This window comes from Paenibacillus radicis (ex Xue et al. 2023), from assembly GCF_024722015.1.
Taxonomy (GTDB): Bacteria; Bacillota; Bacilli; order Paenibacillales; family NBRC-103111; genus Paenibacillus_S.
This window is the reverse complement of record NZ_JANQBD010000014.1, coordinates 157,073-168,360: the sequence shown is the minus strand read 5'-3', so window position 1 is coordinate 168,360 and position 11,288 is coordinate 157,073. Positions and strand designations below refer to the sequence as shown.

Sequence of the window (11,288 nt, the reverse complement as noted above, 5' to 3'; positions counted from 1 at the left end):
TAATATCCCCCAAAGTGCTGTCCTCTAAAAGCTCAAGTTACTTGCACAACCCCGTTTTTTGTAAGAAACGACTGTTTATCGGGCATTCAATATGGAGCATTTAAATTTTTAGAGGTTAGTGTCAGCGGTACTCTAAATGGATTTTACGTATATTTCCTTCAATTAATGGACAGCCTCTTATAAATAAGGGGTGGTTTAAAGAAGCTATGTTACCTAAAGCCGTAAATCATGCAAGGTGGATCTTTTTGTTTGCTGTTTTGCTGGTGTTGTTTCTTCTGTTCGTGCAGGAGCAACGGGATCAGGTCAGTGAGGCCTCGCAAATGTATCCGGTGCTTAACCGGGAGCAGGAGCAAGCTCGAGACCCAGTCAGTAAAATACAAGATCAGGATCCTAAAAGCAATGAGACGAGGGCTGTGTCCACTGTAAGCTATAACCTCCAAGCAGAGAATAAACAAAAATCGAATAAATATAACGTCATACCTAATTTAAACCATGACTTGTCCCGGCTAAAAGCTGTGGAAGTGGTGGCTACTGGGTATTATGCTGGCAAGGAATCGACAGGGAAAAATCCTGGGCATCCTGAGTACGGGGTTACCTATTCGGGTATGAAGGTAAAGCGTAATAAAAACTCTCTGTCCACTATAGCGGCCGACCCTTCGGTATTTCCGATAGGAACCGTATTGTGGATTCCTGGCTACGGTTATGGTGTTGTTGCTGATACAGGCGGAGCCATTAAAGGAAATCGGATTGACCTTTACTTCGAGACGAAAGACCAGGTCTACAAGGAATGGGGCAAAAAAACCTTGAATGTCTTTATCGTTAAACAAGGCGGAGGGAAAATTACCGAGGTCATGTGGAATCAGCTGCAAAACGAAATATTGTTTTAAATTTCCAACATAAAACATGGTTGTTCGTCCCATACTATAGTTGTGTAAGGGGAGGTGATAAACCATGGCAAAAAACAAAAACAACAATAAGTTCAACAACAATAATAACCAACAGCAACAACAAAATGATACAGAGTTTTCTGAAGAGGTTTTGGCTAATAACGTAAAGCGTGCTGCGCAAAATAATCCAAGTCAAAGCACGAATGAAAGTTCAAAACAATAGTCATTGATTAAGTGGTGTAAGTAAAAGTGCCAGGGTTGCATATAAATGTGCAGCTCTGGCATTTTTATTTAAAATAAATGTTTTCAAAGCGGCTGCTTTGGTGTAAAATATTATTATTGTGATGATAGTTAACATGAAAAGACAGGTGATATTCCATGCTGAATGCTCTGTTAACAGGGAGTACGATTCCAGTGAATAAACGAAAAGCAGCCGAAGTGTATCCGTTTTTGGAGAAGTATATGGTTCGTAAAGAAGAGCAAATTGCGGAGATTGAACAGGTTATTGAGCGTTACGAGAAAAAGCGTCAGATGGAAGAAAGAAGCTACCAATCGATGTCACCTTTACGCCGGATGTTTACGGGGAAAAAACCGGATCATCATCTAGCAGTTGAATATATCCACTATGTTAAGAAGCCGTTGCAGCAGATTCGGCAGCTGCGTGCGGAGCTGGAGAATGCCAGGTTAATTTTGAACAATAGTGATCCTGCTGATCTGGTAACAATCAGTGATGATTTGGAGAAGGAACTAGTTTAGATTTTAGTTAACGTAATGGCCGGATTCCTTGGGGGGTCCGGTTTTTTGCGTATGTTTTGTATGCCTATGAGTTTTCAATTTAAGGCTCTGTTGCCATCATAGAGGAGGTGCTTTTGATTTATAAGACAAGATTCGATATAATGTGACTACGGCATGCAAGTGTGGAGCTGGCAAATTTTCTCTTGTACGATAATATGGATGGAGGAGATTTGAATATGAAAATGAATAAACTATACATTGGACTCCTGGCTTTACTGTTAGTGGGGACAGCATGTACTAAGCAAGAAAATAAACCAGCTCAAAATACAGAACCACCCGTCAGTTCTCCAAGCGGTATTCAACCACCGGCTACAGCACCTAGCGGGAACAATACGCCAGTGACTCCACCAGCAAACAATGCCGATGCTTCCAAGCCTGATTCAGGTAAAACAGATCCTGCTCCGGTAGAAGCGCCAAAGGGAGCGAAAGAGCAGCCTATCGCAACCAAGGAACAGTTAGATTCTGTTGATTTCGGAATGACTTATGATGAAGTCTCGAAAAAAATGGGGCAAATAGGGAAGTTAACGTCAGAAAGTAAAGATGATAGTGGCATGAATGTTTTCCAAACTTATCAGTACAAAACAAAAGATGGTCAGAACATGAATGTTACCTTTAGAAATGGTAAAGTACTGAATAAGTCGGGTTGATTAGTCCTAATGAATGTATTTGTATGGAAAAAAGTGTGTTCCTCAGGTCGTTGCAGACCAGTGGGGACACACTTTTTTTGTTAAGTGATATGTGGGTTAGCTGTTCTTTAATTTGGTTAACTCAATGAAATCATTGTCTTGACTGTATGCCGGCACTCCATGAGTTCCAACATCAAGGCCGACCAGTTCTTCATCGCGGCTGACACGTGCAGGAACGAAAAGATTGATCAGCTTAAAAGCGATCCATGTCATTCCAAAGCCCCATACGAGGACAATGATGAGGCCCAGGGCCTGTACTCCGAGGAGACTCCAGCCGCCTCCATAGAAAAGCCCGCTGTAACCTTGGCCAATACCTTCTGTGAGTTCCGGTTTTGCGAATAAGCCTAGAGCCAAGGCTCCGATGCTCCCGCTTACTCCGTGCACAGCAAAAGCGCCAACTGGATCGTCAATACGTTTGGATTCCAAAAACTCTGTTGCAAATACCATTGCTATACCGCAGACGGCTCCAATCACAATGGCAACAACGTCACTGACAAAAGCACAACCAGCTGTGATTCCAACCAAACCAGCCAGAGAGCCGTTGATGACCATAGGTGGATCAGCTTTCCGGTAGCGGAACATTGTGAACAAAATACAAGTGGCGCCACCTGATGCGGCGGCCAGCATGGTTGTGACGGCTATATGGCCTATAGAGCCGTTAGTTGCACTTAGTGTGCTGCCGGAGTTAAAGCCGAACCAGCCGAACCAGAGAATAAAAGCGCCGACTGAAGCTAGGGGAAGATTGGATGGTGGCACGATATTAGGAGTACCATTTTCCGAAAACTTCCCGATACGCGGCCCGATGAACATTGCAGCTGCTAATGCAGAGGCGCCACCTAGAGCATGAATAACAGCGGAGCCGGCGAAATCGATCATCCCAAGGCTGCCAAGCCAGCCTCCCACGCTCCAAACCCAATGTCCTGCGATAGGATAAATAAGTCCTGTCATAGCAATTGTATAAAGAATATAGGCGTGGAAGTTAATTCGCTCTGCCACTGCACCGGATACAATGGAAATAACGGCGATAACAAAAGCGCATTGAAATAACCAATAGGTGTCATTAGTAATCGTAAGCTTGATATGTGTGAGGTCTCCTCCCATCATAAAGCCGCTTGTTCCGATTAATCCGTTGAAATCTTTTCCATACATGAAAGCGAAACCAATAAAATAAAAGACAAGTGCCCCGAATGTAATATCGACAAATACTTTCATAATGATGCTGACTGCATTTTTCTGTCTTACAAAACCGGCCTCCAGCAAGGCGAATCCGCCTTCCATCAACAAAATCATCGCTGCGGTAAGAACCACCCAGATGGTGTCTAATCCACTAGCCAACGTGGAAATATCCATAGAGCTCATCTCCTTGTTATACGCAAATAATGCGCTTACTCCGCCCATTATTATACGTTTTTGATGGTAGTTATGTCAACGAATTACGTAAGATATAATGACATGCAGCTAATAATGTTCAGTTATCCTTTTACAGCATAATTTTTGCATTTTACGATCATTCTATTAATAAAATTAACTGGAGGATTTACAAATGATCCCTTTGAAATTTGAATTAGTTGACCGCGAGGAAGCATTTGATGAAGTTCGCAATTATTTGCATGAATTTGATTTTTCGTTAGGTGGCAATTGGGATTATGAACACGGCTATTTTGACCGTAGCTTAGATGAAGCGAACAAAGTGTGGCTGCGTATTCCTTTTGAGGTGACACACGGAGCATTGGATGGAGATGCCGACTCAACGGATGCGATTATTCACTTGGGGACTCCATTTGTATTGAAACACGTATATAACGAAGGCTTGGATAAGGAAGCCAAGGTTAATTTTACCGGAGCTTTGATTGATCAGTTTCAGGAGCCGGTTGATAAGGATGCACCTGTGGAGGCGCAATGGGTAGATAAAGCTCAGGACCTGCTGAGTCAAGTGGAGAGTACATTTCCGTCCTAAAATTGAAATCCCCCCAACCCCCCCTTTCTCCAAAGAGGGGCCCCAGGGCGCTAGCGCCCCTGGACCCCGCAAGGTTGGTGGAGAGAGGTTGTTTGGTGCTTCGATGGGAACGTTGGTGGGTGGAACGCGTTGGTCGGGGCTCCTTTGTCTAACGCGAAGGTAGCCCCTCCACGCTTGAGGTTATCAATCCCCCCAACCCCCCCTTTCTCCAAAGGGGGGCCCCAGGGCGCTGGCGCCCCTGGACCCCGCAAGTTTGGTGGAGAGAGGTTATTTGGTGCTTCGATGGGAACGCTGGTGGATGGAACGCGTCGGTCGGGGCTCTTTTGGCTGACGCGAAGGTAGCCCCTCCACGCTTGCATGCGTGCGGGAACGGGCTAGAGCGTGGAGAGACTTGAGTGCATAGGAGCGCGTTTGTCCGGGCTGCTTTGCTTTGCAAAGTTTGCCCGGACACGCTTGAGGTTATCAATCCCCCCAACCCCCCCCTTTCTCCAAAGGGGGGCCCCAGGGCGCTAGCGCCCCTGGACCCCGCAAGCTTGGTGGAGAGAGGTTATTTGGTGCTTCGATGGGAACGTTGGTGGATGGAACGCGTTGGTCGGGGCTCCTTTGTCTAACGCGAAGGTAGCGCCTCCACGCTTAAGTTTTGTCAATCCCCCCACCCCCCCCTTTTCTCCAAAGGGGGCCCCAGGGCGCTAGCGCCCCTGAACCCCGCAAGCTTGGTGGAGAGAGGTTATTGGTTGCTTCGATGGGACGTTGGTGGATGGAACGCGTTGGTCGGGGCTCCTTTGACTGACGCGAAGGTAGCCCCTCCACGCTTGCATGCGTGCGGGAACGGGCTAGAGCGTGGAGCGACTTGAGAGCATAGGAGCGCGTTTGTCCGGGCTACTTTGCCTTGCAAAGTTTTCCCGGACACGCTTAGCAGTATTTAAGGACTAAGAGAAAGTGCAAGAGCATAAACGTATAGCGTGTTCTATAAAGGAAGAAGCTTTGCAGCGCAAGGCTTCTTCTTTATAGAACGAACGCGTTCCAACATCATAAGTACATAGGAAGCGCTTCGGTTGCTCAACAGTCTCTCACGCTGGGTCCAGGGGCGCAGCGCCCGGAGCCCCCCTTGAAGAACAAGGGGGGTATGGGGGGATTGAAATTTAACTTTTCGTTTATTTTATTTTAAGGTTACTTTAAGGTTACGAGTCCAATATATAGTCAAGGATAGCAAGTAACAATACATTATCATTCAAATCATATTTGAACGGAGGAATTTTACTATGGATGACAACAAACGCGGTTATGATGATTTCTTTCGCCGGTCGAATGGCGAATCTAATAGTTCGTCTAACGAACAAGCCGGACAATCAGAAGCAAATGAGCCAAGGCAAGAGCGTCCGTCCCACTACTATTCGTATGGGCCTTATAAATCAGATTTGGGACATAATGAGCCGGACTCAGGTATGAGAAGCGATGGGGTAGAAGCTGCACAGGTAGAAATGACGCCGCCGCGGCCCATGAGACCATTCTCTTACAACGTAACTGATAAGCCTATGCATGATCAGATGAATGGCTGGCAGCAAAATGAGCACAAGAAAAAAGGATCTTCACTAAGAACCGGTTTCACTGCCTTTTTAGCAGGAGCGCTGGTTGTGGGAAGCTTAATGTTCGCTTCGGACAAAATGAACTGGTTTACAGGCCCTCAAGGCGTTATGTCTAACAAAGCATCAGCAGCTACAGGCCAAACAACGACTGGATCAAGCGGAGGAGGAACGGTCAAGCCCACAGCATTCGATCTTGGTGGCAGACCGGAGAACATCGCTCAAATAGCTGAGCAATCGGGCCCGGCAGTTGTTAAAATCGAGACTAAGGTTAAGGCCAAGGCGAGCAGTCGCGGTGGAAGCTCTCTGTTAGACGATCCGTTCTTCCGACAATTTTTCGGAGATAATGGCGGTGGCAGCAAGCAACAGCCCAAGAGCGATTCCGGACAACTTCAGCCTGGAGGAATGGGGACCGGATTTATTTTTGAAAAATCGGGTTACATTTTAACCAATGAACATGTTATTGACGGAGCGGACGAAATTTGGGTAACCGTAGAAGGCTATGATAAGCCGTTCAAGGCAACCTTGCTAGGTAACAGCTATGATCTTGACTTGGCAGCATTGAAGATAGATGGCGACAAGGAGTTTGCTGCTTTGCCGCTTGGTAAAGCGGAAGATACTAAAGTCGGTGACTGGGTAGTTGCTATCGGTAACCCATACGGCTTTGATCACACAGTAACTGTCGGTGTATTGAGCGCACGCGAACGTCCAATTTCCATTCCTGACACACAAGGTACTCGCGAATACAAGCACTTGCTGCAAACAGACGCTTCAATTAATCCAGGGAACTCGGGTGGACCGCTATTGAACCTGAATGGGGAAGTAATAGGGATTAACACAGCAGTAAGCGCACAAGCGCAAGGGATTGGTTTTGCTATTCCTACAAGTACGATTTCGTCGGTGCTGGATAATTTGAAAAATAACGTGAAAATTCCAAAAGAACCATTACCTTATATTGGTGTTAAGTTGTCGGATATCGACAAAGATTGGTTGACTGAATTAAAGCTGCAAAATACTGAAGGTGCTATCGTTTCTGAGGTAGAGCGTAAAAGCCCAGGCTTTATTGCCGGCATTCGTCCTTATGATGTGATTACTGAGGTTAATGGAGCCAAGGTGAAGAAATCTCAGGATCTCGTTGACAAAATCAAAGCATTGAAAGTGAACGACCAAGCAAACCTGACTATTATGCGTGACGGTAAAAAGGAAAGCATCACAGTGACGATTGGTGACCGCAACGCAGAAGCTAAATAAATTTTATGACCTCGATCAGAAGATTTCTTACAACTAGAATAGAGAAAAAGGTTAGAATAAAATGAACACAAAAAAGACTCAGAGCGGAGCGAAATTTGGTGAAGCTCTGTTTCTTTTTGTATCCAACTAATTTGATGATAAAATAGAACTACAATTAGGTTCGTGTTTAAAAATGAAGGCGGTGCTGCATATGAGAGAAAAAATATTAGTTATAGACGATGATGAAAAAATCACTTCCATGCTTAGGCGATCATTAGCTTTTGAAGGATATACCGTTTTTACTGCACAGCATGGTATGGATGGATTGAAGCAAATTTTGGAGCATGATCCGGATACAGTTATTTTGGATGTCATGATGCCTCAGCTGGATGGGTGGGAGGTAGTTCGGCGTATTCGTGAGGGGGGAGCAACAGTACCCGTATTAATGCTCACAGCTAAAGACGAAATTGGCGAGCGGGTTAAAGGATTGGATCTTGGGGCTGACGATTATTTGGTCAAGCCTTTCGCCTTAGAGGAGCTGTTGGCGAGGGTTCGGGTTCTGCTGCGCAGAAAAAGTGCTGAGAAAGCCGAGCAGCAAACAAACCGACTGCAATTCCAGGATGTGTTTATGGATATGGATACACGCGAGGTGTTTCGTGGGAGTCAATTGATAGAATTGACGACTAAAGAGTTCGAGCTGCTTCATTTGTTTATGCAAAATCCGAAACGGGTGTTGTCTCGTGATGTAATAATGGAAAAAATATGGGGATATGATTACAGCGGTGAATCGAATGTTCTTGAGGTTTATATCGCACTTTTACGTCAAAAAACGGAGGAATATGGGCATAAGCGGATGATACAGACGGTTCGCGGCGCTGGATATGTGATGAGAGGAGAGAGTTGACGTGTCCATTAGGCTGCGCCTGACATTGTGGTATACTGCAATTTTATCCGTTACATTAATGCTTTTCGGCATTGGACTGTATTGGCTGCTTCATTATAATTACTACAGCTTTATTGAGGACGAGCTGCAGCAGCAAGGCGAGAATGTATATTCACGAATTCAGCCTCGGATGACTCCGACATTGGGAGGCGGAATCAGCTTTGATTTTGCCTTGCAGGGAAGAGACAATATTGGGAGTGCCGGGAAGTTTTATCAAATAACGAATTTTGAAAATGGGATCATTCGTCCATCGACTAATTTGTCTGAAGCTAATTTGACTTTGCCCGTCCCTGAACTGACAGATGCGAAACGGCAAAAGCTGGTTAACGATAAATATTTATTTGAGAAAACCAGAGTTGAAAATCTGGCATTCCTCATCTATAACAAGCCCATTATAGTAGTAAAGAATGGTCAACAGGAGCTGGCAGGTGTTTTTCAGGCCGCTGTTCTGATTGATACTTCCGAGAATTTATTTTCGCTCGTGCAGCGAATATTGGCTTTTACCGCTCTGGTGGCTGTGCTGCTGGCTGCTTCCTTTGGCTGGTTTTTGGCAAGAAAGGCACTGAAGCCTATAGAACAGGTTATCGTGGCGGCCAATTCTATAAGCAAGGGCTCTGATCTTGAAAACAGGATCAATTATAATGGCCCTAATGATGAAATCGGACGTCTTACAAATACAATCAATGATATGCTGGAGCGTTTGCAGAAAGTATATTTTGATTTGGAAGAGTCTTACCGGAGGCAGCGGAGATTTGTATCAGACGCTTCTCATGAGCTTCGTACACCGCTGACCACTATTCGTGGAAATGTCGATTTATTGGAGAAAATGTGGAGAAAGACAGCTTCTATAGGTACGGAGCAGGATCGGCAGCAGTTGGAGCTGTCGCTTGAAGCGATGCAGGATATAGCAGGCGAGGCGGAGCGGATGACTCGTTTGGTCAATGATCTTCTATCTCTTGCCCGAGCTGATGCAGGCTTTCAAATGTCGAAGACCAACATTGAGCTGCTGCCCCTTGTGGAGGAGGTTAACCGTAGAGCCTACCTATTCCCGCGGGAGGTCGAATGGAGGCAAGGGGATTTATCCGCTTTGCAAGGAGTTTATGTTTATGGAAACAGGGATTATATTCAACAATTAATTTACATTTTTTTGGAAAATGCTTTCAAATACACCGAACAGGGTTTTGTAAAGCTTGATGCTATATTGATGGAGAAACAAATCGGGATACGTATTGAAGATACGGGTATTGGAATGGACATAGAAGAGGTACCCTTGATATTTGAAAGATTCTATCGGGCAGATGTATCACGCGGCAAAACATCCGGTACCGGGCTTGGTTTATCTATTGCCAAATGGATTATTGATGAGCATCAAGGCTCCATTGAAGTAACAACATGCGAAGGAGAAGGCAGTACCTTTATTATTTGGCTGCCGGTTAGTGAAGTTTCTGACAATGTGCTTCCAGCGGCATTTCCTACATCCTTGGAATCGAGTATAATAGAATAGTCGGGGATATGTTTTCCCTTCAATAAGCTGCTTATAGGCACATAAAAAGAGGTAGGTGCAGAAATGGATATCATTAAAATCTCGCCCCGCGGATACTGCTATGGGGTTGTAGATGCTATGGCACTTGCCATGCAAACGGCAAAAAACCTTAACCTGCCAAGACCTGTATATATATTAGGCATGATCGTGCATAACGCCCATGTAACTGATTATTTTGATAAAGAAGGCGTCATTACACTTGATGGTCCGAACCGGCTGGAAATTCTGGAAACTATTGAAACCGGGACCGTTATATTTACGGCACACGGCGTTTCCCCTGATGTTAGAAAACGTGCGCGCGATAAAGGTCTTACAGTGGTGGATGCCACATGCCCTGATGTTACGAAAACTCATGATTTGATCAGGGAAAAGACAGCTGAGGACTACCATATTATTTATATCGGGAAAAAGGGTCATCCAGAGCCAGAAGGTGCCGTCGGGATTAATCCTGAACGGGTTCATTTGATCGAAAAGCTTGAAGAAGTTGATGAGTTGAATATATCGGACAAAAAGATCACAATTACTAATCAAACAACGATGAGTCAATGGGATATTAAGCATATTATGAATCGACTTTTGGAGCGGTTTCCACGGGCGGAAATTCATAATGAAATATGCTTGGCAACTCAGGTTCGTCAAGAGGCAGTAGCTGAGCAGGCGAAGGATGCCGATTTGGTGCTGGTTGTGGGAGATCCTCGCAGCAATAACTCCAACCGACTGGCTCAGGTATCTGAGGAGATAGCCGGTGTGAAGGCTTATCGAATTGCAGATGTTTCAGAGCTGAAGCTCGAATGGCTTAAGCCTGTTCGCAGGATAGGCGTTACATCCGGTGCATCCACACCTACGCCAATTACCAAGGAAGTCATTAATTACCTGGAGCAATTTGATTTAGAAAACCCTTCGACGTGGGAAATTAAACGTACCATTAACATGAGCAAGTTGATCCCAACAGCCAAACAGAAAGCCGTAAGTCAATAAAGAAATTTGGAATAGGGGAAGGGATATGCAGCAGGAGCAGGTGACAAAAGGCAAGAAAGCTTTTAAATTTCGAAATATTAAACGCTGGTTTAAATACAAGTACTTGCTGCTGACCCGAGCCAAGGGAGGTCCAGGCATAGTAGCCATGGGATTTTCCATTGGCTTGTCTGTCGAAATGTTCACTCTTCCTACCGCTGGATTAGCATTCTTTCTAATATTTCCGTTAGTTTATTTGTTCAGGGCAAGTATGGCGGCTGCATTAATCGGTTTTGTATTTGGCAAAATTATTTATTTACCGTTGACCTACGTTCATATTAAGGTAGGAGGTATGGTGCTGCCTCGCGGCACAGGCCGGCATTTACTAAATTTTTTACCCGATTGGATGGATGTATTTATTAAATCCAACTTGAAGCTTTTTGTCGGGGGGCTTATAGACGGACTTCTTTTAGGCTTGCTGTTCTATTTTCCAATCAAGTGGGGCCTCGAATACTACCATGAGAAACGCAAAGAAAAGCGTAAAAATAGAAAAGCCGAGCTTGTTGTTGGAACAGAATCGACTCCTTGAGTCGATTTTTTTTTGCCATGTAAGAAAGTTTAAGTGCTTTACAGCGCTAAAGCAAGATACCCTTTATAATATAAGTTTGCCGAGTAAACCCTATTTATCTCGAAGATAAGCTGCTTTAAGA

11 protein-coding genes are annotated in these 11,288 nt (G+C 44.9%); 10 read left to right on the top strand and 1 reads right to left on the bottom strand.

Annotation, left to right across the window (positions count from 1 at the left end; translation table 11 throughout):
- Positions 1 to 206 precede the first annotated feature (206 nt).
- From NV381_RS19615 to NV381_RS19600, 4 genes are all read left to right on the top strand, one after another.
- Positions 207 to 887, top strand: coding sequence for a 3D domain-containing protein (locus tag NV381_RS19615; protein WP_258214971.1), 681 nt, complete (start codon positions 207 to 209; stop codon positions 885 to 887).
- A gap of 64 nt (positions 888 to 951) precedes the next feature.
- Positions 952 to 1,110: a hypothetical protein gene (locus NV381_RS19610; RefSeq protein ID WP_258214970.1), complete on the top strand. Its 159-nt coding sequence runs from the start codon at positions 952 to 954 to the stop codon at positions 1,108 to 1,110.
- Between the two features lie 191 nt (positions 1,111 to 1,301).
- Positions 1,302 to 1,643 carry a hypothetical protein gene (locus NV381_RS19605; RefSeq protein WP_258214969.1) on the top strand — a complete coding sequence of 114 codons (342 nt, stop codon included), beginning with the start codon at positions 1,302 to 1,304 and terminating at the stop codon, positions 1,641 to 1,643.
- A gap of 215 nt (positions 1,644 to 1,858) precedes the next feature.
- Positions 1,859 to 2,329: a hypothetical protein gene (locus tag NV381_RS19600; protein WP_258214968.1), complete on the top strand. Its 471-nt coding sequence runs from the start codon at positions 1,859 to 1,861 to the stop codon at positions 2,327 to 2,329.
- Positions 2,330 to 2,425: 96 nt separating this feature from the next.
- Here the strand turns inward: NV381_RS19600 and NV381_RS19595 are convergent, their stop codons facing one another.
- On the bottom strand, positions 2,426 to 3,718 hold the full coding sequence (locus NV381_RS19595; RefSeq protein ID WP_258214967.1) for an ammonium transporter: 1,293 nt from the start codon (positions 3,716 to 3,718) through the stop codon (positions 2,426 to 2,428).
- Between the two features lie 193 nt (positions 3,719 to 3,911).
- On the opposite strand from NV381_RS19595, the gene NV381_RS19590 reads away from it, so the two are divergent.
- The 6 genes from NV381_RS19590 to NV381_RS19565 all read left to right on the top strand — a co-directional run bounded on the left by NV381_RS19590 (position 3,912) and on the right by NV381_RS19565 (position 11,167).
- Positions 3,912 to 4,325, top strand: a complete 414-nt coding sequence (locus NV381_RS19590) for a YugN-like family protein (protein WP_258214966.1) — start codon at positions 3,912 to 3,914, stop codon at positions 4,323 to 4,325.
- Positions 4,326 to 5,587: 1,262 nt separating this feature from the next.
- A complete protein-coding gene (locus tag NV381_RS19585; RefSeq protein ID WP_258214965.1) occupies positions 5,588 to 7,159 on the top strand; it encodes a S1C family serine protease in 1,572 nt (523 codons plus the stop codon).
- 190 nt (positions 7,160 to 7,349) lie between these two features.
- Positions 7,350 to 8,042 carry a response regulator transcription factor gene (locus NV381_RS19580; RefSeq protein ID WP_258214964.1) on the top strand — a complete coding sequence of 231 codons (693 nt, stop codon included), beginning with the start codon at positions 7,350 to 7,352 and terminating at the stop codon, positions 8,040 to 8,042.
- Between the two features lies 1 nt (position 8,043).
- Positions 8,044 to 9,585: a sensor histidine kinase gene (locus NV381_RS19575; RefSeq protein ID WP_258214963.1), complete on the top strand. Its 1,542-nt coding sequence runs from the start codon at positions 8,044 to 8,046 to the stop codon at positions 9,583 to 9,585.
- A gap of 63 nt (positions 9,586 to 9,648) precedes the next feature.
- Positions 9,649 to 10,602 (top strand): 4-hydroxy-3-methylbut-2-enyl diphosphate reductase, encoded by a 954-nt coding sequence (locus NV381_RS19570; RefSeq protein ID WP_258214962.1) that lies wholly within the window; start codon positions 9,649 to 9,651, stop codon positions 10,600 to 10,602.
- A gap of 25 nt (positions 10,603 to 10,627) precedes the next feature.
- Positions 10,628 to 11,167, top strand: coding sequence for a DUF2062 domain-containing protein (locus tag NV381_RS19565; RefSeq protein WP_258214961.1), 540 nt, complete (start codon positions 10,628 to 10,630; stop codon positions 11,165 to 11,167).
- Positions 11,168 to 11,288: the final 121 nt, after the last annotated feature.

Coding starts and splice junctions, on each gene's coding strand:
- NV381_RS19615 (WP_258214971.1), top strand. CDS start 207: ATGTTACCTAAAGCCGTAAATCATGCAAGGTGGATCTTTTTGTTTGCT.
- NV381_RS19610 (WP_258214970.1), top strand. CDS start 952: ATGGCAAAAAACAAAAACAACAATAAGTTCAACAACAATAATAACCAA.
- NV381_RS19600 (WP_258214968.1), top strand. CDS start 1,859: ATGAAAATGAATAAACTATACATTGGACTCCTGGCTTTACTGTTAGTG.
- NV381_RS19595 (WP_258214967.1), bottom strand. CDS start 3,718: ATGGATATTTCCACGTTGGCTAGTGGATTAGACACCATCTGGGTGGTT.
- NV381_RS19590 (WP_258214966.1), top strand. CDS start 3,912: ATGATCCCTTTGAAATTTGAATTAGTTGACCGCGAGGAAGCATTTGAT.
- NV381_RS19585 (WP_258214965.1), top strand. CDS start 5,588: ATGGATGACAACAAACGCGGTTATGATGATTTCTTTCGCCGGTCGAAT.
- NV381_RS19580 (WP_258214964.1), top strand. CDS start 7,350: ATGAGAGAAAAAATATTAGTTATAGACGATGATGAAAAAATCACTTCC.
- NV381_RS19570 (WP_258214962.1), top strand. CDS start 9,649: ATGGATATCATTAAAATCTCGCCCCGCGGATACTGCTATGGGGTTGTA.
- NV381_RS19565 (WP_258214961.1), top strand. CDS start 10,628: ATGCAGCAGGAGCAGGTGACAAAAGGCAAGAAAGCTTTTAAATTTCGA.